The following is a 24,004-nucleotide window of genomic DNA, read 5'->3' as shown; positions in this document are numbered from 1 at the left end:
CCGTCAGTCCCCGGGTTTGGTCAACGCGGCCAGCGTGACGTCGGCAGGCAGGGGAGAACGCGCGAGGGCAGCTTCGTGGCTCAGCTCCCCGGCCCGTACCCGCTCACGCAGTCCGAGCACGGTGAACAGATCGGAGCGGCAGGTTTCGATGAGTTCGGGGCCTGTCGGTTCGCCATGGCCGGGGACCACCGTCGCCGCTTCCAAGGCCGCGATCTCGTCCAGAGCCGCAGGCCAGGAGGCCAGCGTGGTGTCGCTGCCGAACGACTCGGCGCTGAACGTGCCTCCCGGCACGTGCTCCACAAGATCACCCGCAAACAACACGCCCGCGTCGGCGACGTGCACCACCACGTCGCCGGGTGAGTGGGCGACGCCGGGATGAGCGAGCACCACCTGACGGCCACCGAGGTCGAGGGTGACGCGGTGCTCCACGGACAGGCCCAGCAGGCCGGGTAATGCGGCCTTTCCCGCTTTGCCGAGTTCGTCCCAGCACGCAGGATGAGCCCACACGTCGCAGGGCAGGAAGGCCGGGGCACCGTACGCGTGGTCGTAGTGATCGTGCGTGAGCACCGTCGTCCACGGCAGTGACGTGATGTTCCGCACGGCGGCGGCCAGTTCCGCTCCCTGCTCCGCGTCGCCTCGGGTGTCCACCACGAGGCATCGGTCGTCGCCGAGCACAAGACCCACGGACAAATCCATTTCGGTGTACCTGCGTACGAGGACACCCTCGGCCAGTTCCACCCATCGCGCATTCATCGGTGGCAGCCTACGGCCGCTGTGCCGGGCCCGTTCGGCACACGTCGCAGGGGATGGCAGACTTGACAGCCGTGCGCGTGTACCTGGGAAGCGACCATGCCGGCTACGAGTTGAAGAACCACCTCGTCACTCACCTGCGGGAGCAGGGCCACGAGGTGACCGACGTCGGCCCACACGTCTACGACGCGGCCGACGATTACCCGGCGTTCTGCATCGAGACCGCCCGGAGGGTGGTGGACGACGAGGGCAGCCTCGGCATCGTCATCGGCGGGTCGGGCAACGGTGAGCAGATCGCCGCCAACAAGGTTCCCGGAGCAAGGGCGGGGCTCGCCTGGAGTGTCGAGACCGCCAAGCTCACCCGCGAGCACAACCACGCCCAGTTGATCGGCGTCGGCGCGCGCATGCATTCGCTGGAGGAGGCCACGGAGATCGTCGAGGCGTTCCTGGCAACCCCGGCCTCCGAGGACGCGCGGCACGTGCGCAGGGTCGGGCAGATCAGCGACTACGAGCGCACCGGTACCGCTCCGGAGCTGCCGGAGAGCTGATGCCCGAGGGCCACACGCTGCACCGGTTGGCGCTGCTGCACCAGCGACGGTACGCCGGTGCTCCGGTGGAGGTGTCGAGCCCGCAGGGACGTTTCTCCGCCGAGGCGGCTGTGGTGACCGGGAAGGTCATGACGGCGGCCGAGGCATACGGCAAGCACCTCTTCCACCATTACGGTCCACAGGGGACAGTGCATGTCCATCTGGGACTCTACGGTTCCTTCACCGAGCACACGGTGCCCGTCACCGAGCCGATCGGACAGGTGCGCATGCGGCTCGTCGGCGGTACACACTGGACGGATTTGCGGGGACCGACCCGCTGCGAGTTGCTGAACCCTGGTGAGGTGGAGGCCATCGTCGCGAGGCTCGGCCCCGACCCGCTGCGCAGGGACGCCGATCCCGAACGAGCCTGGCACCGCATCTCCCGCTCGCGGACCTCACTCGCCGCGCTGCTGATGGATCAGTCCGTGATCGCGGGAGCGGGCAACGTCTACCGTGCCGAGGTGCTGTTCCGCCAGGGGATCGACCCCCTGCTGCCGGGCAGGTCACTGCGCCACGAGCAGTGGGAGCAGTTGTGGGCCGATCTGCGCGATCTCATGCGGGACGGCGTCCGCCTCGGCCGCATCGACACGGTCGCCTGGCGGCATCGTCCCGAGGTCACGGGTCGCGCACCACGCAACGACCGCCACGGTGGCGAGGTGTACGTCTATCGTCGTGCCGGACAGCCGTGCCTGGTGTGCGCGACGCCGGTAGCCCAGACCGAACTGGCAGGCCGCAATCTGTACTGGTGCCCCGCCTGCCAGCGACCCTGAGCCGAGGTGGCCTCGCCTGGCGCACGTCGCCGTGATGCCGGGTGCCGATTGCTGCTTCGAGAACAGGGCGTGATCCCGCCGAGCGACGACAGGTGCTCGCTCGCCGCGCTGATGGCACCGGACCCGCCGATCCACACCGGTAGCAGGCGGTCCAGCGTCGGCAAGCGCGCCGTGTGACGACGGGCTTCGTGGAATGTGTGCCGCCGCGACATGACAAGGCGGGCCGGGACCTTCTCGGAGCTGCCCGGCCCGCCCATCAGCGCGTGACCTAGAAACCGCCGAAGTCGCCGCCTCCGAAGTCGCCCCCGCCGAAGCCTCCGAAGTCGCCGCCTCCGCCGAAGTCACCTCCGCCGAAGTCCTCGCCGCCGCCTGCGTCGCCACCGGCGTCACCACCATCACCAGCGTCGCCACCGTCTCCGGCGTCGCCGCCCTCCATCGCGTCCTCCTGGCCCGCGTCGTAGCCCGCTTCCCAGGCCGCGGCGCTCGGGATTCCGGCCATTCCGGAGAACATCGCGGAGAACAACATCATCGAACCGAAGCCCCACGCACCCGCGACCAGCGCAGGCTTCCACCATGGCTCGCTGTACCAGCCCTGTGGCACAGGGCGTCCTGCGACCCGCCCGCCGGGGTAGTAGTGCGGGGTGCCTGCCGTCGGCTGTGGTGACGCTTCGTAGTGCTGTCCTTCGACATCGACGGAGCGGTGCTCGGTGACCTTGCCCGCGCGTTCCCGCTCGGGGTCCTCGGGAAGCGCGGGACCGGGGTCGAGGCCCATCGCCGTGCGCGCGGCGCGGACATAGTAGAGGCCCTCCAGCGCTGTCTTCTTCGCGAGACGCGCCTGCTCGACCGTCTGGGCGCGCTCCATCTCGGAGCCCGCTGCGGTGTATCGCTCGCTGGCATCGGCCATTGCCTGCTGGGACGCCGTGTCGGTGCCGGTGAGGTTCAGAACCTGCCCACCGAGGCGTTCGACCCACCTCCTGGCGTCGGCCATCGCGTCGTCGAGTTGCCGCCGCTTGGCCTGTGCCTGAGACCGGACGAGGTACGCCGTGCCCGCGATGACGATCAGCAGGAGCACGATCACCGTGATCGTGGTTCCCATGGGCTACTCCCCGCTTGTTGGGCTCACTGAACCAGACAACGCGGACAGTATCCCAGGAGTTCCCGATCGGATCACCAGGCGCGACCGACGGTGAAGGACTCCGTCCAGATGTTCTGGAGCCGGACGACGTCACCAGGTTCGGGTGCGGCCCACATCCGGCCGTCGCCCGCGAAGATGCCGACGTGGTAGACCCGGCCGCCCTCGTGGAAGAACAGCAGGTCACCGGGGCGCATCGCGCTCTTCGGCAATTCGGGCAGAGCCGCCCGTTGCTGGCGTGACGTGCGGGGCAGCTCGATACCCACCCGCGCGTGCACGTATTGCGTCAGGCCGGAACAGTCGAACTGATCGGGGCCCTCGGCGCCGTAGACGTACGGGTCACCGGCCTGCTGGGCGGCTATGTCGATGATCCGTTCGCCGATGGGGGTTGCGGATTTGCCGGAATGGTCTCCCGGCTTGGGTTTGTCTTTCACCGCTGCCGAGGAAGCTTCTCCGCCGCCGCTTCCGGCCGCATTCTGATTCATCATGGCCGAACCGACGTTCGGGGTCGCCACCAGCGTCACGGCACCGGCGACCAGCACAGCCGCCGTTCTCGCGAAAGTTCTGTGTGCCATCTGTTTCCTCCAGGCTGATTTGCGTGTTCACGGATCTCCTCTTAGGACTTCGCCGCCGTTTTCGGCGACACAGAACGGTAACCACGCGCAACGTGCGCAAAGCGAATTGTGCAAAGAGGGAAGTCAATAAAGGAGTGAATCCGAGGAATGGGGGGTTTAGCTCCGGGACGCTTTCCGACCTGCGTCTTCATTACTGAACGCAGTCAAAAGAACACTAATGGTGGTGACTCGGATCACAGGAAAATTTGTGATATGGGTCACTGTCCTGGGGTGGTGGGAAACAGCGCTTCCACCGTTCTGCAGGGAGGACGGACAGGTGGCGCGGGGGCGCCGAGATCTGAGGGCTTACGACGACGAAGGCCCGGCCGCTGGGTCGGCGACCGGGCCTTCGGTGGAGCGGGCGACGGGAATCGAACCCGCGTAACCAGTTTGGAAGACTGGGGCTCTACCATTGAGCTACGCCCGCGGGCGGCCGGATCACCCGGCCGCGTAGGTAGTGTAGCGGCACCCGCTAGAGTGGTCGCACACCGCCCTCGGGCGGACGGGGTGTGGCGCAGCTTGGTAGCGCATTCGCTTTGGGAGCGAAGGGTCGCAGGTTCAAATCCTGTCACCCCGACAGAGTGGCTTCGGCCAGCGGAAACACCGGTCTCGGTTGGCCCGTTGGCCGAATCCGGTCGGGGGCGCGGCGCCGAATGACACCGGCGCCTGGATGTGGACTCTGGCCCCGTCGCCGAGGGTTCCGGCAGCTGAGCTTGGAAGTTCCCTGCACATTGAGTGGGATCGATCACTCCACGACGGGTGGCCGAGCGCGCTGAGTCGGTGGCCGGCCTCCGTTCGAGGACCCGGCCACCGACCCACGGCGGAGCGCTGTGCGCCAGCGCGTCAGTGCGAGGTGGCCTTCTCGGCACCGGCCCCGGTGAGCGCGCGTACCTCCATCTCCTTGTGCTTGCCCTCCAGATGTTCCTTGGAGAGGACCGTTCCCAGCCAGCCGAGGAAGAACGACACCGGGATCGACACCAGTCCCGGGTTCTGGAGCGGGAACCAGTGGAAATCGACACCGGTGATCATGGATTTCTCGCTGCCTGACACGGCCGGTGAGAACACGATCAGCACGATCGTCACCGTGAGCCCGCCGTAGATCGACCACAGCGCGCCCGAGGTGTTGAACCGCTTCCAGAACAGCGAGTAGAGGATCGTCGGCAGATTCGCGGAGGCGGCGACGGCGAACGCGAGAGCCACGAGGAACGCCACGTTCTGGTCCTTGGCGAGGATGCCGCCGACGATCGCGACGGCGCCGATCACACAGGCGGTGATGCGGGCGACCTTCACCTCAGCGTTCTTGCTGTCCACCTTGCCGTGCTTGATGACGTTGGCGTACACGTCGTGGGCGAACGACGCCGACGCGGTGATGGTCAGGCCCGCGACCACGGCGAGGATCGTCGCGAACGCCACCGCGGCGATGAAACCGAGGAGCAGTGGGCCGCCCAGCGCTTCCGCGAGCAGTGGCGCGGCCGAGTTCTCGCCTCCCGGCGCGTTGCTGATCGTGTCCGACCCGACGATCGCGGCCGCACCGTAGCCCAGCACCAGCGTGAAGAGGTAGAAGAGGCCGATCAGGGCGATGGCCCAGACCACGGACTTCCTGGCGTCCTTGGCCGTCGGCACGGTGTAGAAGCGCATGAGCACGTGCGGAAGGCCCGCCGTGCCAAGTACGAGTGCGACGCCGAGCGACAGGAAGTCGAGTTTGGATGTCTCGCTCGCACCGTACTTCGCGCCGGGGTTGAGCACGGACTCGCCGCCTGGCGAGTTCTCGGCAGCCGAGCCGAGCAACTCGGAGAGGTTGAGCCCGTAGCGGCCGAGGACCCACACGGTCATGGCGAAGGTTCCCGCGATGAGCAGAGCGGCCTTGATGATCTGCACCCATGTGGTGCCCTTCATGCCGCCCACCAGCACGTACACGATCATGACGACGCCGACGACCGCGATGACCACGGCCTGACCGAAGTCGCCCTCGACGCCGAGCAGCAGGGACACGAGCGCACCGGCTCCGGCCATCTGCGCCAGCAGATAGAAGAAGGAGACCGCCATCGTGGAGGTCGCCGCCGCCGCGCGAACGGGCTTCTGCCGCATACGGAACGCCAGTACGTCACCCATCGTGAACTTGCCCGTGTTGCGCAGGAGTTCGGCCACGAGCAGCAAGGCCACGAGCCACGCGACAAGGAACCCGATCGAGTAGAGGAACCCGTCGTAGCCGTACACCGCGATGGCGCCCGCGATGCCGAGGAACGACGCCGCGGAGAGGTAGTCGCCCGCGATGGCCGTACCGTTCTGCGGCCCGGTGAACGCGCGTCCCGCCGCGTAGTAGTCGGAGGCGGTCTTGGTGTTCCGCGACGCCCTGAAGACGACCACGAGGGTGATGAGCACGAACAGGGCGAAGATGGTGATGTTGAGGACCGGGTTGTTGCCTTCGATGCCCTGTGCCAGCGTCATGACGCCTCCCCTTCGACGTCGTGCCTGATCCGGTCGGCGATCGGGTCGAGCTTGCGGTTCGCGTAGCGCACGTAGAGGCCGGTGATGGCGAACGTCGAGACGAACTGGAGCAGGCCGAGGACAAGCCCGACGTTGATGTTGCCGACGACCTTGACGGACATGAAGTCGTGCGCGTAGTCCGCCAGCACCACGTACAGCAGGTACCAGACGAGGAACAGCGCGGTCATGGGGAAGACGAACCGCCGCAGCCGGGAACGCAGGCGCTGGAAGTCCTCACTCGCGTGGATCTCCGCCCAGGCAGGCGATTCCGGCGGGTGGGTGGGGGGCTCGGTGGCACTCACTCCTGACCTCCTCGTCAGTGACACATCAGGACATGTCGCACGTGAGCGCGCCATGGGCGTGCGCGAACGCCTCACGTGCGTGGTGCGTCACAGTAAGGAAGGGGCCGGACCGGACGACATCGTCAGCGGACCAACCGGCGCGTGATGCGACGAACGGCCGACGAGCGGCGCGCCGTCCACGACGAGTGGCCCAGATCACGAGCCAGTGTCGAGCGGTCGGTGAACGTCATCCTGCGGTGCTCGTGAAGGTGCAGGCGCAGCATCGCCGCCGTTGCCCACGGTTGCGGCCTGCCGAACAACGACACGACGACCATCGTGGCGAACGCGAGGGGAACCGACCACGGGGCGGGTTGCACGAGCAGGATCGACACCCAGCCCGGCACCGGTGGGTCGGCGACACCGAGTGCGAAGCCACCGCAGGAGGCGAGCAGCCCCGCACTCACCCCCGCCACGGCACCCGTGGCCGTCAGGCGCGACCACCAGATACCGAGGACGAGCAGCGGGCAGAAGGTTGAGGCCGCCACGGTGAACCCCCACGTGACGAGTGTGCTCGCGTCGAAGGAGAGCGCGAGCAACGCCAGCGGGACCACCACGGCCGCGGCACCGACGACCGCGACCCGCAGTTGCCTCAGCCCTCCCGGCACGAGGTCGTGGGAGATCGCGCCGGAGACGACGAGCAGCAGACCGAGCGACGTGGCGAGGAACGCGGCGAACGCGCCTGCCGTGAGCAGCCCGGTGAACAGCCCGCCCATCGCGCCCGCGTCCACCTGTGCGGGCAGCGCGACCACGGCGCTGTCGGTCGCGCCGGAAAGGTAGAGGTGCGGCACGAGAACCCTCCCGAGCATCCCGTAGACGCCGGGGAAGATGTAGAAGACGCCGAGCAGTGCCACGGTGAGCGCCGCCGTGCGCCGGGCGGCCCTGCCGTCGGGGCTGGTGTGGAACCGCATGATGACGTGAGGAAGCCCCATCGTCCCGAACATGGTCGCCACGAGAACCGCCCAGGTCGCGAGCAGCGGATGACCGCTGCCGCCGAGGTCGAGAAGCGGATTCTCCCACCCCGGTGAGCCGGGAGCGACCGAGTCCTTCGGCACGGGTGCGGCGCTGCCCTCCGCAAACACGATCGTGGACCCCGCAGGCACGTGCCATTCGCCGGGAGGGACGGCCTGTCCTTCACCGTCGCGGCCGACGACGCGCACGCCGTCGGGCACGTCGAGGGTGGCGTCGATCCGGAAGGACACCGGTGTGCGCGCCTCGAAGTGCGTGAACTCGACCGGATGCAGTGCCTCTCGCCGAACCTCCGGTCCCACCTGTGTGAGCAGCCACACGGCGGGGACGATGAACAACACGAGCTTCAGGACGAACTGGAACGCCTGCACGTAGGTGGCGGCGCGCATTCCGCCCAGCGCGAGGGTGGCGCTGACGGCGACACCCGACAGCAGCACGCCGACCCAGTACGGGGTGCCGCTGACGACGCTGAGCACCAGCCCTGCCGTGCGGAACTGCGGCACGAGGTACAGCACGCCGATGACCAGCACCACCACGGCGGCGAGCTTGCGCAGGGCAGGCGATCCGAGCCGGGCCTCGGCGAAGTCGGGCACGGTGAGAGCGCCGGATCGGCGCATGGGTGCGGCGACGAGCGCGAGCATGGCGATGTATCCGGCCGTGAAGCCGACCGGATACCACAGCGCCCCCACACCGTCGCGGACCATGAGCCCCGCCACCCCGAGGAACGACGCGGCCGAGAGGTACTCGCCGGACACGGCGGCGGAGTTCAGCAGCGGGGACACGCGGCGTGAGGCGACGAGGAAATCGGACGTGGTGCGCATCGCGGCGACACCACGCAGGCCGATGGCGAGCGTGGTGAGCAGCACGGTCGCCACGGCGAACGCGACGATCATCGGTTTTCCTCGTGGGAAACGTTCTTCTCGACGGCGCTTTCCTCCTCCTCGGCGCGCCGCAGGTGCCAGAAGGCCAGCAGTGTCATCGAGGGGAACGGCAGGACCATCACCGCGAGCCAGGACACCGGGACGTCGAACAACCGCAGCTCACCGAGCCATGGCGACAGCGCCAGCACGAGCGGAAGGCCGAAAACCAGCGCGAACGCCGTCATCATCGCGACGACCGCGCGCCGCCGCTGCCGCCGGTAGAGCGCGACGGCGAACGGCGCCTCGACAGGATCGAGCGTGGTCGGCCGCCACGGTCCCCGGTAGCGGCGCCGGGCATGGGCGAGCCGGGTTTGCGGACTCGTCACCGTCACCCTGCGCTGCGCGCTCACGGAGCCGTGCCCTGATGCAGCTCACCGCGTTGCGCCGCCCGCAACAGGCGCTCCCTGAGGTTGCGGGCGTGCCTGCGGCTCACCGGCACGTCACCGAGGTCCGTGTGAGCCAGCAGCCCGCCGACAGAGTCACTGCGCAGTTCGCGCACCGCGGCCAGCGCCACGAGGAATCCCCGGTGGGTGCGCACGAAACCGGCGTCCGCCCAGTACTCCTCCAAACGGGAGATCGGCATCCGCACCAGGTGAACACCCGAGCGCGAGTGCAACCGGACGTAGTCGCCGTGCGCCTCCACGAACCGCACCTCCTGCCTGCTCACGTATCGCGTGCGGCCCGCCGACTCCACGGGCAGTGCCGCGAGCGCGTCGGGAGCGGGCTGCTGCGAGGCGGGCTGTGCGGACCCCTGCGAGGACCCGGCCGAGGTGAGGCGGACCACCCGCGCGAGCGCGTCGGCCAGCCGCTCCGGCCGCACGGGTTTGAGCAGGTAGTCGATCGCGCCGATACCGAAGGCGGCGACAGCGTGTTCGTCGTAGGCGGTGACGAACACGATGGCGGGCGGCTTCGCGAGCTTGGTCAGCAACCTGGCGAACTCCAGCCCGTCGAGGCCGGGCATCGCGATGTCGAGGAACACCGCGTCGAACTCCTCCGACTGCAACCGCTTGAGCGCGGACACGGCGTCGCCCGCGGCGACGACGTCGGACACCTCGGGGGCGTCCCGCAGCAGACGGCACAGGTCGTCCAGCGCGGTCGGTACGTCGTCCACCGCGAGCACACGCACAGCTTCTCCGGTCACGGCATCACTCCCGGCTGGAAACGTGGCACCCGCACGATCACCCGTGTGCCCTCGCCCTCCTCTGTCTCCACGACGAGGCCGAACCACGGTCCGTACACGTTGCGCAGCCTCCGATCGACGTTCGCGAGTCCCACACTCTCCGACTCACCGGCTCCGGCGAGCAGGCGCCGTGCCTTCGCGGGGTCCATCCCCGTCCCGTCGTCCTCCACACTGATCACGCAGTCGGTGCCCTCCGCCTCCCCGAGCACGGTGACCGTGCCGCCCTCCGGCCTGCGCTCGATCCCGTGTCGCACGGCGTTCTCCACGAGCGGCTGGAGCACGAGGTAGGGGATGGACACGGGCAGGACCTCGGGAGCCACGCGCACCTGCACGCGAAGGCGCTCGCCGAGAACGGCGCGCTGGAGGGCCAGGTACGTCTCGATGGCATGGAACTCGTCGGCGACGGTCGTGTACTCGCCGTGGCTGGCCAGGCTGTACCGGATGTAGTCGGCGAAGTCGAGCATCAGCTCGCGCGACCGGTCGGGGTCGGGACGGACCAGCCCGGCGATGACGGTGAGCGCGTTGTAGACGAAGTGCGGCGAGATCTCCGCGCGCAGCGCCCGCAGTTCGGCCTCGGCGGCCTCCTCGGCGGACGCCTCCAGCCTGCCCCTTTCGAGCGCCGCCTCCCCGAGGCTCGCGACCTCACGCAACGCAGCCGTTCTCGCCGTTCCCGCGACGACGAGCACACCGGCCAGTTCGTCGTGCACGATCAACGGGAGTGCGACCACCTCCGCCCTCCTGCACAGGTTCTCCGTGTGCAGCACGTCCTCGATCATCGCGGCCGTATCGACGTCGGAGGGCATCGTCCCCGCGACGACGAGGTGGCCGGACAGGTCGGAAAGACCGACGGCGTCGGCGGCGAGCAGACGGCGGATGCCGCGCGCGGCCGCCCGCACCCTCGGACCGGCCAGGCCGTCGGCGAGGTCCTCGGACACGTGCCTCGCCGTCTCAAGGGTGGGACCGGGGTCGCGCAGTCCGCGTCCCCACGGTGTCCATCGGCTGCGAGACGGAGTCCGGGCCGCCACGGACGCCGCCCGCCCTCCGGGTATCGGCAACGGACCTCCCAGCTACGTCGGCGGTAGGGGGAATCTAACGGCGTGCCGGGTCCGCCGGAAGGGTGCGGAGCGGGCGAATCCGGCCACGGCGCGCGCGAGGGGTGTCGGACGGAGGCGTCGCCGGAACATAATCGCGGTGGTGATGACGCCATGGCACTTCGTGACGACGAGCAACGTCGGCTCGCCGAGATCGAGCGCAGGCTGAGCGAGGACGATCCCCGTCTCGCCAGGCGACTCGCGCACCTCGGCTCCGCCTACCTGTCGCGGTCGATCGTGACGTTCGTCGCGTTGTGCGCGTGCTTCGTCGCGGGCCTCGCGCTCGTGGCAGCGGGCACGCAGTTGCGGTTCTGGCCGGTCAGCATCATCGGAATCGTTCTCGCCGTCGGCGTCCCCACCGTGGTGACGTGGCGCGTGTGGCTGCGCGGGCTGCGCTGAGGTCGCGAACCAGTCGATCTCTCGAACTCCCAGATCGTGAGTTTCGGCAAGTAAAGTGACGGGCACCATCGCGGACTGTCCATCCGATCAGGAGGGGTTGACGACACCCACATGAGCAACCCGCCCCACACGAAGACCAAACTGTTCAGCCGCACGTCCTGGAGCGAGTGGAAACGCGTCGCCGACATTCTCCGGCAGGAGACCGTCGGCGGGATGCTGCTGCTGGCTGGCGCGGTCGTGGCTCTCATCTGGGCCAACTCGCCGCTGTCCGACAGCTACACCGCCGTGCGCGAGTTCACCATCGGCCCGCATGCCCTGCACCTCGACCTCTCGGTGTCGCAGTGGGCTGCCGACGGGTTACTCGCCATCTTCTTCTTCGTGGTGGGGGTCGAACTCAAACGGGAGTTCGTCGTCGGCGACCTGCGGGATCCACGCAGGGCAGCCATCCCGATCGTCGCGGCCGTCGGTGGCGTCGTCCTGCCCGCTCTGATCTACGTGCTGGTGAACCTCGGTGACGCGAGCGCGTTGCGAGGCTGGGCCATCCCGACCGCCACCGACATCGCCTTCGCGGTCGCGGTTCTCGCGGTGGTCGGGCGGTTCCTGCCCTCGGCGCTGCGGATGTTCCTGCTGACACTCGCCGTGGTGGACGACCTCATCGCCATCTGCATCATCGCGGTGTTCTACACCGAGGAACTCTCCGTGGTTCCGCTGCTGCTCGCTCTCGTGCCGCTCGCGGTGTTCACACTGCTCGTGCAGCGCAGGGTGCGGTCGTGGTGGCTGCTCGTCCCTCTCGGTCTTGTGACCTGGGCGCTGGTGCACGCGTCCGGAATCCACGCGACGGTCGCCGGTGTGCTGCTCGGCTTCGCGGTGCCCGCGCTCAAGCGCGAGGGCGAGGCCGTCTCCGTCGCGGAGCACTTCGAACACCGGTGGCGGCCCATCTCCGCAGGCGTGGCGGTGCCGATCTTCGCCCTGTTCGCCGCAGGTGTCGCGTTCGGCGGGCTCGACGGCCTCGCCTCGGCGCTGACCGATCCCGTCGCCATCGGCATCATGGCCGGTCTCGTCCTCGGCAAGGCCATCGGCATCTTCGGCACCACGTTCCTCATGAGCCGGTTCACCAGGGCCGAACTCGACAGCGACGTGGCATGGGTGGACGTCTTCGGCATCGCCGTTCTCGCCGGCATCGGGTTCACGGTGTCGCTCCTGGTGGGCGACCTCTCGTTCGGGGAAGGCGACGAGCGGGGCGAGACCGTCAAGATCGCCGTGTTGTTCGGGTCATTGCTGGCGGCGCTCATCGCCTCCGTGGTGTTGCGCATGCGCAACCGGCACTACCGCAAGATCCACGAGAAGGAGACGAGGGACGCCGACCGCGACGGCATCCCGGACATCTACCAGGGTCGCGATTCGAGTGAGGACCGCCTCGCCTGACGGCTCCGGCACGTTCACCCGGGGTGCGGACCCGCGCCTCGGGTGAGTGTGGTCGGTGGCCTAGACTCGGACATCCGGTCCCTGCTTGGCCTGCGGTCGCTGGACCGGTTACCGATACCGACTCAAGTCCCGGCGAGGAGATAACGTTGAAGAGCACCGTCGAGCAGCTGAGCCCGACGCGCGTGAAGATCAATGTCGAGGTGCCGTTCGACGAGCTCAAACCGAACTTCGACCGCGCCTACCGGAAGATCGCTCAGCAGGTTCGGATCCCAGGTTTCCGCCCAGGCAAGGCCCCGGCTCGTGTACTCGAGAGCCGCATCGGCAGGGCCCCGGTGCTCGACGAGGTCGTCAACGAGGCCATTCCCGCCAAGTACCTCGAGGCCGTGCGCAGTGGTGAGGTCCGCACGCTCGGACAGCCCGAATTCGAGGTGACCCGGCTGGAGGACCGCGAGGTGCTGGAGTTCAGCGCCGAGGTTGACATCCGCCCTGAGATCACTCTTCCCGACCTCGACGACCTCACGGTCAGCGTGGACGACGTTGAGCTCGACGACGCGGAGATCGACGAGCAGCTCGACCAGCTGCGCGCCCGGTTCGGCACGCTGACCGGTGTGGACCGTCCCGCCGAGAACGGCGACTTCGTGTCGATCGACCTCTCGGCGACGGTCGATGGCGAGGAGGTGCCCGACGCCGCCACCACCGGCCTCTCCTACGAGATCGGTTCCGGCCAGCTCGTCGAGGGTATCGACGACGCCATCATCGGCGCCGGCGAGGGCGAGACCCGCACCTTCACCACGAAGCTGGTGGCAGGCGAGCACGCGGGCAAGGACGCGGAGGTCACCGTGAAGGTGAACTCCATCAAGCAGCGCGAACTTCCGGAGGCCGACGACGAGTTCGCCCAGCTCGCCAGCGAGTTCGACACGCTGGAGGAGCTGAAGGCCGACCTGCGTGAGCGGCTGATGCGCATGAAACGGGTCCAGCAGGGCGTCCAGGCGCGCGACAAGGTGCTCGACGCGCTGCTGGAGCGCGTGGAGGTGCCGCTGCCGGAGAAGGTCCTCGAAGCGGAGATCTCCAACCGCAAGCACGACGCCATCCACCCGTTCGACCACGACGAGGAGGCGTTCAAGCGCTCGCTGGAGGAGCAGGGGGGCAACCCAGAGGAGTGGGAGAACGAGGTCCGTGAGGAAGCGGAGAAGTCGGTGCGGACCCAGCTGCTCCTCGACGCTCTCGCCGACGAGCGGGAACTGTCGGTGAACGACTCCGAGCTCACCGAGCGCATCATCTACCAGGCGCAGCGTTTCGGCATGAACCCCGACGAATACGTGCGGAGGGCGCAGGAGGCTGGCCAGCTCGGCGCGATCTACGCCGACGTGCGCAGGGGCAAGGCACTCGCCACGGTGGTGCGCGAGGTGACGGTGACGGACGCCTCCGGCGAGACACTGGACCTCAGTGAGCTCTTCGGCACCGACGAGTCCGACGAGGCCGCCGAGTCTGCGGGCTCGCAGGAAGCCGACGAGACTGCCAAGGGTGAGGGGTCGAGCGAAGGCGACGCGGCCAAGGCCGCCGACGGCGGTTCGGACAAGTCCGACGCCTGACCAGTGACCTTTTCTCATGCTCTGAGCGAACTCGGGCGGTATCAGGACTTCTGAGCCGCCCGAGTTCGTTAGGGTCGGTGACAAGATCTTCGAACTCCCGAAAAGGCAGGCAGACGTGACGCAGCACATGCCCGAGGGGCGGACCGGCACCGCCGGTCTCAACCTGACCGACTCGGTGTACGAGCGGTTGCTCCAGGAGCGCATCGTCGTGCTCGGCTCCGAGGTGAACGACGAGGTCGCCAACCGCATCACCGCGCAGCTGTTGCTGCTGGCCGCGGAGGACCCGCAGTCGGACATCCGCTTCTACATCAACTCGCCGGGCGGGTCGGTGACCGCAGGCTTCGCCATCTACGACACGATGCAGCTCATCGAACCCGACGTCGCCACCTACGCGATGGGGCTCGCGGCCTCGATGGGCCAGTTCCTCCTGTCGTCGGGAACGCCGGGCAAGCGGTACGCCTTGCAGCACGCGCGCATCCTCATGCACCAGCCGTCGGCCGGTGTCGGTGGTACGGCCTCCGACATCGCCATCCAGGCCGAGGTCTTCAGCAAGTGGAAGTACGAGCTGGCTCGCATCACGGCCGAGCAGACCGGCCAGACGGTGGAGCAGATCATCGCCGACGGTGACCGCGACCGCTGGTTCACCGCGACCGAGGCCAAGGACTACGGCTTCGTTGACCAAGTCCTCACCCGTGAGAACCCGACCCCGAACGCGAACTGACCGGGCAGGGTAGGAGGAGAATCATGAACGGCTTCCAACTTCCGCAGTCCCGGTACATCCTGCCGTCGTACGTGGAACGCACGAGCTACGGGATCAAGGAATCGAACCCGTACAACAAGCTGTACGAGGAACGGCAGATCATGCTGGGCGTCCAGGTGGACGACGCCTCGGCCAACGACGTCATGGCCCAGTTGCTCCACCTCGAACACGAGGACCCCGACAGGGACATCATCCTCTACATCAACTCGCCTGGTGGGTCGTTCACCGCGCTGATGGCGATCTACGACACGATGCAGTACGTGCGCCCCGACATCCAGACGGTGTGCCTCGGGCAGGCCGCTTCGGCCGCCGCGGTCCTGCTGGCGGCCGGCACGAAGGGCAAGCGGCTCGCGCTGCCCAACTCGCGCGTACTCATCCACCAGCCGGCCACCGAGGGCGCGTACGGGCAGGTTTCGGACCTGGAGATCCAGGCAGCCGAGATCCAGCGGGTGCGCCGCCTCATGGAGAACACGCTGGCGAAGCACACGAACAAGTCGGCCGACGAGGTCAGGCGCGACATCGAGCGCGACAAGATCCTGACGCCTCAGGAGGCCAAGGAGTACGGCATCATCGACCAGGTGCTGGAATACCGCAAGGCGTCGCAGGACTGACAGCGGCAGGGAAAGGGCGGCAGGCGACGGCCATCCGACGCGTCGGTGTTCGAGCCGCCGCCGCCCGATTCCCGCACTAGGCTGGAACCTTCGAGCGTCCGATCGCTGGTAATTCTCCCTTCGGGCGCTCGGGACGGGTACCGTCAGTGGCAACGCACGACAGAGGTGTCATCGACACCGGGAGGGGACGAGGTCAGCGGTCATGGCACGGATCGGCGACGGCGGAGACCTGCTGAAGTGCTCTTTCTGCGGCAAGAGCCAGAAACAGGTGAAAAAGCTCATCGCCGGGCCCGGTGTGTACATCTGTGACGAGTGCATCGAGCTCTGCAACGAGATCATCGAGGAGGAGCTCGCCGAGACGAGCGATGTCAAGCTCGACGAGCTGCCCAAACCCGCTGACATCCACGAGTTCCTCGAGCAGTACATCATCGGCCAGGACGAGGCTAAGCGAACGCTGGCAGTGGCCGTCTACAACCACTACAAGCGGATCCAGTCGGAGTCCAGGGGGACGAAGGACTCCAAGGACGAGCCCGTGGAGCTGGCGAAGTCCAACATCCTGATGCTGGGGCCGACAGGGTGCGGCAAGACCTACCTCGCGCAGACGCTGGCGAAGCTCCTCAACGTGCCGTTCGCGATCGCCGACGCCACGGCCCTCACCGAGGCCGGATACGTGGGCGAGGACGTCGAGAACATCCTGTTGAAGCTCATCCAGGCGGCCGATTACGACGTCAAGCGTGCCGAAACCGGCATCATCTACATCGACGAGGTTGACAAGATCGCCCGCAAGTCCGAGAACCCGTCGATCACGCGCGACGTCTCGGGCGAGGGTGTGCAGCAGGCGTTGCTGAAGATCCTGGAGGGCACCACGGCGTCGGTGCCGCCACAGGGTGGCCGCAAGCATCCGCACCAGGAGTTCATCCAGATCGACACCACGAACGTGTTGTTCATCGTCGCCGGCGCTTTCGCGGGTCTCGAAAAGATCATCAACGACCGCATCGGCAAGCGTGGCCTCGGTTTCGGTGCGGAGATCCGAACCAAGCGGGAGATCGAGGAGAGCGACGTCTTCAGCGAGACGATGCCGGAGGATCTGATCAAGTTCGGTCTGATCCCCGAGTTCATCGGCCGGTTGCCGGTGGTCGCCAGCGTCACCAGCCTCGACAAGGCATCGCTGGTCAGCATCCTCACCGAGCCCCGCAACGCGTTGACCAAGCAGTACAAGAAGTTGTTCGAGATGGACAACGTGGAGCTGGAGTTCACCAAGACCGCGCTTGAGGCGATCGCCGACCAGGCCCTGTTGCGGGGCACCGGGGCCAGGGGTTTGCGCGCCATCATGGAGGAGGTCCTCCAGCCGGTGATGTACGACATTCCGAGCCGCGACGACGTCGCCAAGGTGGTCATCACCGAGCAGACCGTGCGCGAGAACGTGAATCCCACGATCGTGTCGCGTCAGCCGACACGCAGGCAGCGGGAGCGTGGCGAGAAAACAGCCTGAGGGCACCACCGCTACTCTCGGTTCCCATGACAGTGACAACGCCGACGTCGCCACCTGTTCCAGGTGGTGACCAGGACGTCGATTTCGACGCGCTGGCACAGAAATTCGTCGCCGTGACACGGTTACGTCGCCCTCGGGTGCACCTCGCCATCGTGGTCACACTGGGTGTTCTGACGGCCGTGTGCCTGCTGGCGACCGTGACGCGCGCGTCTGCCGTGCCGCTCATTCCCGTGGCGGGGCTCGCCGCCGCGGCCTTCGCCGCACGGCGAGCACGGACGGCACCGACCGACCGGCAACTGGTGACGCACCTTGCGGTGGCGGCGGTGGCGATCGCCGTGTCGCTGTGGTCGATGTCCTTTCTCACGCGGACTTTTCTCTGAGGTTTACGCGAGCCACCCTTCGGATAACCCGTACGGGTTAACAGTGCGCTGGCAGGGGGTCGGTGGTTGTGTCAGGACTCCGGGGGGCTGAGGAGACGTTCTGCCATCAGGCGTTCCTCTACCAGGACGACGGCGACTATGTTGCCGGTGTCGTCCCGTTCGTTCTCGACGGGCTCAGCAGGGGAGAAGTCGTGGCCGTGGCGGTGCCTGCCCGGCGGTCGCATCTGCTGGAGAAGGCGTTGAGCACGGCTGCCGCGCGAGTGCGGTTCATCGACATCGAAGACGAGGGTCGAAACCCTGCCCGGCTCATCCCCGCCGTGTTACACGCCTTTCTCGACGAGCATCCGGAGCCGGTGCGCGTGGTGGGAGAACCGGTGTGGCCGGAGCGTTCCGGCGAGGAATACGCGGCGTGTGTGCAGCATGAGGCGATGGTGAACCGGGCGTTCACCGGTCGCAGGGCCACGTTCCTGTGTCCCTACGAGGCGGCGCTGGGGCCCAGCGTGCTCGACGATGCCGAGGCCACCCACCCGTTGCTCGTCGATGCCGCCGGAGTACGCCGGAGTCGCCATTTCTCACCCGAGGCGGCGTACGACCGTTACAACCTGCCGTTGCCCACGTCGCGTGATGCGTTCCTCGTGCCGTTCGACATCGAGACCCTCTCGAAGGCGCGCCGGGTCGCCACCGAATTCGCTGCCCGCGCGGGGATCGAAGACGAGCGGCTGGAGGACGTCGCGCTGGCGGTGGGGGAGGTGTGCGCCAACAGCGTCCAGCACGGGGGCGGCCACGGCGAGCTGGCGGTGTGGTCGGACGAGGAGGGCGTGGTCTTTCAGGTGTCCGACGCGGGCATTCCTTCCAGTCGGCTCGCGGGCCGCAGACCACCTACGATGTACCGGCACGGTGGCCGAGGGCTGTTTCTTGTCAACCAGGTCGCCGATCTCGTCCGCACCCATGTGGCAGCAGACGGCATGACCACACGGGTGCGCATGCGCTATGACGGCACCCCGCGCGCGGCTGGGTGAACCCGCACGGCGGCACGCACCACCGCGACACGCGCCCGGCTGCGCGAGCCGGTGTCGGCCCGCTGGTTCACGTCCTGCGCTGTGGTATGCCGGGCGCGTAGCGCCCGAGGAAACGCAGCAACCCGGGCACGGTGGTGCGGAAGTAGGCGCCGTTGTGGCGTCCGGGGTCGATGTCGGCCACCTCGGGGTCGGCTCTGCGGATGAACGTGCGCACCCCTTCGATGAACGGGTCGTCGGTGCCGCACCAGATGCCCGTGGGGATGCCCCGTGTGGTGGCGACATTGGCCAGCGGGTCCATGGAGCGCCACTCGGCCATGCTGCGCCAGGCGTCGCGCTGACGCATCCTGCGCCATGACATGAACGCGGGGGCGATGGCGGCGATGGCACGCACGGGTTGACGTCGTTCTGACCGGCGCCGCGCGTAGAGCAGAGCGCCGAAGCCGCCCATGGACGTTCCCGCCACCGCGAAGGGGAGACCCCGCCGGTCGCCGAGGCCACGCTCCCGCAACCAGGCGGGAATCTCCTCCAGCAGCATCCCCATGGGATCGTCACCTCGGCGGTGTTCGTGCCAGTAGCTGTTGCCTCCGTCCACGGCGACGAACCCGAACGGCGGGACACGCCCGGCGTGCACGGCATCGGCGAGCTCGGACACCAGGCCGGGTGGCCCTGCCCAGCGGGCGTTTCCGTTGCGGCCGTGGAGCAGCAGCACCATCGGCAGGCCGAGTGGTGGCGGCCTCCGGGGCAGTTTGTAGACGACCTCGACGTCTCCGCCCCTGAACTGGGAGTACCGGCGTTCCACGATCATCGTGCCATCGGGGTCCGCCGATCTCGTCGTCGAGGATGCGCTGTACCACGAGGTGACTCCGAGCGTGGTCAGGGCGGTGGTGCCCAGCAGAAGCGCCCGCCTGCTGGGCATGTGCCCGTTGTTCCACAGCCTGTCGTCGGTCATCCTCAGCACCCGCACCCCCAGGTGACTCCACAAGCCCTCAGGGCTTGTCTGTCCTCATGCGATTCCGTTTCCGGTATACAGATTCATGCTTTGCCCCCGCAAAAAACCGACCAGTGTCATGTGGTGATCCTCGGCGAGCGCGACGGCCAGTGAGGACGGAGCGGAGACGGCAGCGACGAGGGAGATACCCGCCATCGCGGCCTTCTGAACCAACTCGAACGAGGCACGGCCGGACAGCAGAAGGCCCAGATCGGATGCGGGAACACGGTTCTGCTGGAGCGCCCAGCCGAGGATCTTGTCAACGGCGTTGTGCCTTCCGACGTCCTCCCGCACGGCGAGGAGGGTGCCGTCCGAGGTGAACAGCCCGGCCCCGTGCAGCCCGCCGGTGGCGGCGAACACGCGCTGCCGTCGTCTCAGCGCGCCGGGCAGGGTGGTCAGGAGTTCGGCGTCGATCGTGAATCCGGAGTCCGAGGGCGGGAACCGGCTGGCGAGTCGCACGGCGTCCAGCGCGGCCTTTCCACACACCCCGCACGAGGAGGTGGTGTAGAAGTTGCGGCGCACACCGACGCCGGGCATGGGCACGTCGTCGGCCAGGGTGAGGTCGAGGACGTTGTAGGTGTTGCGCCCCTCGTCGTCAACGCCGTCGCAGTACCGCGCGAGCACGACGTCCTCTCTGTGGCCGATGACGCCTTCCGACAGCAGGAAGCCGTGAGCCAGTTCGACGTCGTGGCCGGGTGTTCGCATGGTGACCGCCAGTGGGGTGCCCGAGATGCGGATCTCCAACGGTTCCTCGACCGCGAGGGTGTCCGGCCGTCGCCGCTGTCCCTGTGGCGTCAGCGTGCGCACGGGCCTGCGTACGGTCACTCGCCCCACGGTGTATCACTTCCTCGCTTCTCAGGTGCGAACTGGTTCGCCGCTTCCCATGATGTCGCGGCGCGCGACGGGCTCGCATGAGCGAAGTGCTCGTGAGATCGCCACTGTGGAGTCACGTTTCGAGGGGCGAGCGCGTCGAAGGCCCGACGTTGCCGACCGCTCGACCACGAGAGGTGCCGCCGCGACGAACGACGTTGTTACCTGGCGCTGGCTGTGGTGTCGCTCTTCGTGGCCCTGTCGTGGTGAACGGCCCGCCCGTAGGGTTGGCGCATGCTCCTCGCCGAGGAAATGTTGCTGGTCGCCTTCGACCCCGAGGCGGGGAGCGAGGTCCTTGTGACCTCCGAGCTGCGCTGGGGACTGGCAGGCGCGGTGCTGATCGACCTTGTTCTGCTGGGGCGGGTGGGCGTCTCGACGAAGGCGGATGGCGGTCGCAGGGGCAGGATCGTCGTCAGGGACGGCACTCCGACCGGTCACGGTGTCCTCGACGATGTGCTGCTGCGGCTGTTCAACGGCCTCGCCGGACAGCCGATCGTCCGTGTGATCCGCACGCTGGCGGGCGCGGACCTGAAGCTCCACCTGCTCGATGGTCTCGTCGAACGTGGCATCCTGCGGCGATCCGAGCGCAGGGTGCTGAAGGTCCTCGTCACCGTTCGCTGGCTCGCGGCGAATCCCTGGTACAGGGAACAGGTAAAGGCGCGGCTGCACCGGGTGCTGGTCCATGGCGAACAGCCGGACGTGCGCACGGTCGCGCAACTCCGCCTGCCCGGCAGGGCCGCGCTTAAATACATCGTGGGCCACGAGAACGTCAAGACGGCCCGGCGTGCTCTCAAGACGATCAAAGCGGCCGATGAGCCGACCGGCGACCGGCGCCGCCTCGCCGTCATGGCGATCTGCGACGCCGCCAGGAAGGAGGCGTCCCGAGGCGAATGACGACGGTGGCGTCCTGCGCCGCCCTGTCGTGGCAGGTGAGAGCCGGTGCACGGCGCCCAGCGGACGTTCGTAGACTTACTGATCGTGACGGAGACCGCAGCCAGCACCCCCGACCTGCCCAACGCGTGGAATCCGGCCGACGAAGAGGCCGACATCTACCAGCGGTGGGTAGCGGCTGGCTACTTCACCGCCGACGCGACGTCGGACAAGCCGCCGTTCACCATCGTGCTTCCGCCGCCCAACGTCACCGGCAGCCTGCACATGGGGCATGCGCTCAACCACACGCTCATGGACGCCATGACGCGGCGGCGGCGCATGCAGGGCTACGAGGTGCTGTGGCTCCCCGGCATGGACCACGCGGGTATCGCGACGCAGAACGTCGTGGAACGGGAACTGGTCAAGGAGGGCCTTTCCCGCCACGACCTCGGACGCGAGCGGTTCGTCGAGCGGGTCTGGGAGTGGAAGGCCGAGTACGGCGGCAGGATCCTCGACCAGATGAAGCGCCTCGGTGACGGCGTTGACTGGTCGCGCGAGCGGTTCACGATGGACGAGGGCCTGTCGAAGGCCGTCCAGACGATGTTCAAGCGCCTCTACGACGACGGCCTGGTGTACCGCGCCGAGCGCATCATCAACTGGTGCCCGCGCTGCATGACGGCACTGTCGGACATCGAGGTGGATCACTCCGACGACGACGGCGAACTCGTCTCCATCCGCTACGGCGACGGGGACGACTCGATCGTCGTGGCCACGACACGGGCCGAGACGATGCTCGGCGACACGGCCGTGGCGGTGCACCCTGACGACGAGCGCTACGCGCACCTCGTGGGCACCGAGGTCGAACTGCCGCTGACGGGGCGGCGTATCCCGATCGTGGCCGATGCCCACGTGGACCCGGAGTTCGGCACGGGTGCCGTCAAGGTGACGCCCGCGCACGACCCCAACGACTTCGAGATCGGCAAGCGGCACGACCTGCCCATGCCGACGATCATGAATGAGCGCGGCGTGATCACCTCGCACGGTCCTTTCGAGGGCATGGACCGCTTCGAGGCCCGTCCCGCCATCGTCGCGGCGCTGCGGGAGCAGGGCCGCATCGTGGCGGAGAAGCGCCCCTACGTGCACGCGGTCGGCCATTGCTCGCGTTGCGACACCGTGGTGGAACCGCGCCTGTCGTTGCAGTGGTGGGTGAAGGTCGAGCCGCTGGCCAAGGCGGCAGGCGACGCCGTGCGCGACGGCCGTGTGAAGATCCACCCGCCTGAGCTGGCGAAGCGCTACTTCGACTGGGTTGACGACATGCACGACTGGACCATCTCGCGCCAGTTGTGGTGGGGCCACCGCATTCCGGTCTGGTACGGCCCGAACGGCGAGACGGTGTGCGTCGGCCCCGACGAGCAGCCGCCGACGGGTGAGGGCTGGACGCAGGACGCGGACGTGCTCGACACGTGGTTCTCGTCGGGCCTGTGGCCGATGTCCACGATGGGCTGGCCCGAGCCGACGGCCGACCTGACGAAGTTTTACCCGTCCAGCGTGCTGTCCACCGGCTACGACATCCTCTTCTTCTGGGTCGCCAGGATGATGATGTTCGGCCTGTACGGCATGCGGGACAACGGACCGGAGCGTTCGATTCCGTTCGAGCACATCTACCTGCACGGGCTCATCAGGGACGCCCAGGGCAAGAAGATGTCGAAGTCGCGCGGCAACGTCATCGACCCGCTCGACTGGATGGACCGTTTCGGTGCGGACGCCACCCGGTTCACGCTCGCGCGCGGAGCCAACCCTGGCGCCGACATGGCGCTGGCCGAGGAGTGGGCCGCGGGCTCACGCAACTTCTGCACGAAGCTGTGGAACGCCACGCGGTTCGCGCTGTCCAACGGCGCCACCGTCGCGACGCCGGTGCCCGACGCCAGCGAGCTCACCGAGTCCGACCGCTGGATTCTCGGCAGGCTCTCCACCGTGGTGTCCGAAGTGGATGATCTGCTTGAGCGATTCCAGTTCGCCAAGGCCACGAACGTGCTCTACCACTTCACGTGGGACGAGTTCTGCGACTGGTACCTGGAACTGGCGAAGGTGCAGCTCTCCGGTGAGCACGCCGACGGCACGCGTGCGGTGCTCGGCCACGTGCTCGACGTCGTGCTGCGGCTATTGCATCCGTTCATCCCGTTCATCACGGAGCGCCTGTGGATCACGCTCACGGGCGGGGAGTCGCTCGTGGTGGCCGAATGGCCGGCCGGTGAGAAGTGGACCAGGCAGCCCGACCCCGGCGCCGACGCGCGCATCGTGGACGTGCAGAAGCTCGTCACGGAGGTGCGGCGGTTCCGCTCGGATCAGGGCCTCAAACCCGGCCAGCGCGTCGCGACACGGTTGTCCGGTGACGGTTTCGCGGTCATCGCGGGCCACGAGGAGGCCGTGCGTGCGCTGGCCAGGCTCACGTCGCCGGGTGACGGCTTCTCGGCGACGGCGTCGCTGGAGGTCGCGCTGTCCGGCGGCATGGCGACGGTGGAGGTGGACACCTCGGGTGCCATCGACGTCGCGGTCGAACGCAAGCGGCTGGAGAAGGATCTCGCCGTGGCGAGCAAGGAGCTGAAGCAGACCGAGGGCAAACTCGGCAATCAATCCTTCTTGGACAAGGCTCCCGCCGACGTGGTGGAGAAGATCCGCGCTCGCAGGGATATCGCCGCCGCCGACATTGAGCGCATCACGGCCCGGTTGGACCAGCTCGGCTCGTGACGCCGAGGGTGG

23 protein-coding genes and 2 tRNA genes are annotated in these 24,004 nt (G+C 67.9%); 13 read left to right on the top strand and 12 right to left on the bottom strand.

Annotation, left to right across the window (positions count from 1 at the left end):
* Positions 1-3: 3 nt before the first annotated feature.
* Positions 4-753 (bottom strand): MBL fold metallo-hydrolase, encoded by a 750-nt coding sequence (locus SACXIDRAFT_RS03685; protein ID WP_006237131.1) that lies wholly within the window; start codon positions 751-753, stop codon positions 4-6.
* Positions 754-824: 71 nt separating this feature from the next.
* On the opposite strand from SACXIDRAFT_RS03685, the gene SACXIDRAFT_RS03680 reads away from it, so the two are divergent.
* The gene (locus SACXIDRAFT_RS03680) at positions 825-1,298 is read left to right on the top strand and encodes a ribose-5-phosphate isomerase (protein ID WP_198284298.1); all 474 of its coding nucleotides are present in this window, start codon (positions 825-827) and stop codon (positions 1,296-1,298) included.
* On the top strand, positions 1,298-2,107 hold the full coding sequence (locus SACXIDRAFT_RS03675) for an Fpg/Nei family DNA glycosylase (RefSeq protein WP_006237127.1): 810 nt from the start codon (positions 1,298-1,300) through the stop codon (positions 2,105-2,107). Before SACXIDRAFT_RS03680 ends, SACXIDRAFT_RS03675 begins: the two co-directional genes overlap by 1 nt.
* Positions 2,108-2,375: 268 nt before the next feature.
* Here the strand turns inward: SACXIDRAFT_RS03675 and SACXIDRAFT_RS03670 are convergent, their stop codons facing one another.
* From SACXIDRAFT_RS03670 to SACXIDRAFT_RS03660, 3 genes are all read right to left on the bottom strand, one after another.
* Positions 2,376-3,203 carry a hypothetical protein gene (locus tag SACXIDRAFT_RS03670; protein ID WP_006237126.1) on the bottom strand — a complete coding sequence of 276 codons (828 nt, stop codon included), beginning with the start codon at positions 3,201-3,203 and terminating at the stop codon, positions 2,376-2,378.
* A 71-nt stretch (positions 3,204-3,274) separates the two neighbouring features.
* Positions 3,275-3,814, bottom strand: coding sequence for a C40 family peptidase (locus tag SACXIDRAFT_RS03665; protein ID WP_006237125.1), 540 nt, complete (start codon positions 3,812-3,814; stop codon positions 3,275-3,277).
* Positions 3,815-4,206: 392 nt separating this feature from the next.
* Positions 4,207-4,280, bottom strand: a tRNA-Gly gene (locus SACXIDRAFT_RS03660).
* A 76-nt stretch (positions 4,281-4,356) separates the two neighbouring features.
* Between SACXIDRAFT_RS03660 and SACXIDRAFT_RS03655 the strand changes: the two genes are divergently transcribed.
* Positions 4,357-4,430 (top strand) — tRNA-Pro (locus SACXIDRAFT_RS03655).
* Between the two features lie 266 nt (positions 4,431-4,696).
* Here the strand turns inward: SACXIDRAFT_RS03655 and SACXIDRAFT_RS03650 are convergent.
* The 6 genes from SACXIDRAFT_RS03650 to SACXIDRAFT_RS03625 form a co-directional block, all read right to left on the bottom strand.
* Positions 4,697-6,301 (bottom strand): monocarboxylic acid transporter, encoded by a 1,605-nt coding sequence (locus SACXIDRAFT_RS03650; RefSeq protein WP_006237124.1) that lies wholly within the window; start codon positions 6,299-6,301, stop codon positions 4,697-4,699.
* Positions 6,298-6,642 carry a DUF485 domain-containing protein gene (locus SACXIDRAFT_RS03645; RefSeq protein ID WP_006237123.1) on the bottom strand — a complete coding sequence of 115 codons (345 nt, stop codon included), beginning with the start codon at positions 6,640-6,642 and terminating at the stop codon, positions 6,298-6,300. The genes SACXIDRAFT_RS03650 and SACXIDRAFT_RS03645 overlap by 4 nt, the downstream gene beginning before the upstream one ends.
* Before the next feature lie 122 nt (positions 6,643-6,764).
* Positions 6,765-8,540: a sodium/solute symporter gene (locus tag SACXIDRAFT_RS03640; RefSeq protein ID WP_006237122.1), complete on the bottom strand. Its 1,776-nt coding sequence runs from the start codon at positions 8,538-8,540 to the stop codon at positions 6,765-6,767.
* Positions 8,537-8,917: a hypothetical protein gene (locus SACXIDRAFT_RS03635; RefSeq protein WP_006237121.1), complete on the bottom strand. Its 381-nt coding sequence runs from the start codon at positions 8,915-8,917 to the stop codon at positions 8,537-8,539. Before SACXIDRAFT_RS03635 ends, SACXIDRAFT_RS03640 begins: the two co-directional genes overlap by 4 nt.
* Complete coding sequence (locus SACXIDRAFT_RS03630; RefSeq protein WP_006237120.1) at positions 8,914-9,708, bottom strand: LytR/AlgR family response regulator transcription factor; 795 nt, start codon at positions 9,706-9,708, stop codon at positions 8,914-8,916. The genes SACXIDRAFT_RS03635 and SACXIDRAFT_RS03630 overlap by 4 nt, the downstream gene beginning before the upstream one ends.
* Positions 9,705-10,802, bottom strand: a complete 1,098-nt coding sequence (locus tag SACXIDRAFT_RS03625) for a sensor histidine kinase (RefSeq protein ID WP_006237119.1) — start codon at positions 10,800-10,802, stop codon at positions 9,705-9,707. The genes SACXIDRAFT_RS03630 and SACXIDRAFT_RS03625 overlap by 4 nt, the downstream gene beginning before the upstream one ends.
* A 150-nt stretch (positions 10,803-10,952) precedes the next feature.
* Here SACXIDRAFT_RS03625 and SACXIDRAFT_RS03620 point away from each other — a divergent pair, with 150 nt between their 5' ends.
* From SACXIDRAFT_RS03620 to SACXIDRAFT_RS03585, 8 genes are all read left to right on the top strand, one after another.
* A complete protein-coding gene (locus tag SACXIDRAFT_RS03620) occupies positions 10,953-11,237 on the top strand; it encodes a DUF3040 domain-containing protein (RefSeq protein ID WP_006237118.1) in 285 nt (94 codons plus the stop codon).
* Between the two features lie 111 nt (positions 11,238-11,348).
* A complete protein-coding gene (nhaA, locus tag SACXIDRAFT_RS03615; RefSeq protein WP_006237117.1) occupies positions 11,349-12,662 on the top strand; it encodes a Na+/H+ antiporter NhaA in 1,314 nt (437 codons plus the stop codon).
* Between the two features lie 146 nt (positions 12,663-12,808).
* On the top strand, positions 12,809-14,254 hold the full coding sequence (gene tig / locus SACXIDRAFT_RS03610; protein WP_006237116.1) for a trigger factor: 1,446 nt from the start codon (positions 12,809-12,811) through the stop codon (positions 14,252-14,254).
* A 115-nt stretch (positions 14,255-14,369) separates the two neighbouring features.
* Positions 14,370-14,975, top strand: coding sequence for an ATP-dependent Clp protease proteolytic subunit (locus tag SACXIDRAFT_RS03605; RefSeq protein ID WP_269730002.1), 606 nt, complete (start codon positions 14,370-14,372; stop codon positions 14,973-14,975).
* Between the two features lie 23 nt (positions 14,976-14,998).
* Positions 14,999-15,625: an ATP-dependent Clp protease proteolytic subunit gene (locus SACXIDRAFT_RS03600; RefSeq protein WP_006237114.1), complete on the top strand. Its 627-nt coding sequence runs from the start codon at positions 14,999-15,001 to the stop codon at positions 15,623-15,625.
* 202 nt (positions 15,626-15,827) lie between these two features.
* Positions 15,828-17,117 (top strand): ATP-dependent Clp protease ATP-binding subunit ClpX, encoded by a 1,290-nt coding sequence (gene clpX, locus SACXIDRAFT_RS03595; RefSeq protein WP_006237113.1) that lies wholly within the window; start codon positions 15,828-15,830, stop codon positions 17,115-17,117.
* A gap of 26 nt (positions 17,118-17,143) precedes the next feature.
* The gene (locus tag SACXIDRAFT_RS03590; protein ID WP_006237112.1) at positions 17,144-17,497 is read left to right on the top strand and encodes a hypothetical protein; all 354 of its coding nucleotides are present in this window, start codon (positions 17,144-17,146) and stop codon (positions 17,495-17,497) included.
* Between the two features lie 68 nt (positions 17,498-17,565).
* On the top strand, positions 17,566-18,516 hold the full coding sequence (locus SACXIDRAFT_RS03585; RefSeq protein WP_006237111.1) for an anti-sigma factor RsbA family regulatory protein: 951 nt from the start codon (positions 17,566-17,568) through the stop codon (positions 18,514-18,516).
* Between the two features lie 67 nt (positions 18,517-18,583).
* Here SACXIDRAFT_RS03585 and SACXIDRAFT_RS03580 read toward each other — a convergent pair whose 3' ends face one another.
* Both SACXIDRAFT_RS03580 and fdhD read right to left on the bottom strand, forming a co-directional pair.
* A complete protein-coding gene (locus SACXIDRAFT_RS03580; RefSeq protein ID WP_050986987.1) occupies positions 18,584-19,465 on the bottom strand; it encodes an alpha/beta hydrolase in 882 nt (293 codons plus the stop codon).
* A 54-nt stretch (positions 19,466-19,519) separates the two neighbouring features.
* Positions 19,520-20,338, bottom strand: coding sequence for a formate dehydrogenase accessory sulfurtransferase FdhD (gene fdhD, locus SACXIDRAFT_RS03575; protein ID WP_006237109.1), 819 nt, complete (start codon positions 20,336-20,338; stop codon positions 19,520-19,522).
* A gap of 270 nt (positions 20,339-20,608) precedes the next feature.
* Here fdhD and SACXIDRAFT_RS03570 point away from each other — a divergent pair, with 270 nt between their 5' ends.
* Together SACXIDRAFT_RS03570 and SACXIDRAFT_RS03565 are read left to right on the top strand one after the other, a co-directional pair.
* Positions 20,609-21,268 (top strand): GOLPH3/VPS74 family protein, encoded by a 660-nt coding sequence (locus tag SACXIDRAFT_RS03570; RefSeq protein ID WP_006237108.1) that lies wholly within the window; start codon positions 20,609-20,611, stop codon positions 21,266-21,268.
* Positions 21,269-21,313: 45 nt separating this feature from the next.
* Positions 21,314-23,992 carry a valine--tRNA ligase gene (locus SACXIDRAFT_RS03565; RefSeq protein WP_006237107.1) on the top strand — a complete coding sequence of 893 codons (2,679 nt, stop codon included), beginning with the start codon at positions 21,314-21,316 and terminating at the stop codon, positions 23,990-23,992.
* The last annotated feature ends 12 nt before the right edge of the window (positions 23,993-24,004 follow it).

Origin of the sequence: Saccharomonospora xinjiangensis XJ-54, from assembly GCF_000258175.1 — a bacterium.
GTDB classification, from domain to species: Bacteria; Actinomycetota; Actinomycetes; order Mycobacteriales; family Pseudonocardiaceae; genus Saccharomonospora; species Saccharomonospora xinjiangensis.
Note: the sequence above shows the minus strand (reverse complement) of the source record. Positions and strands in the feature narration are given on the sequence as shown.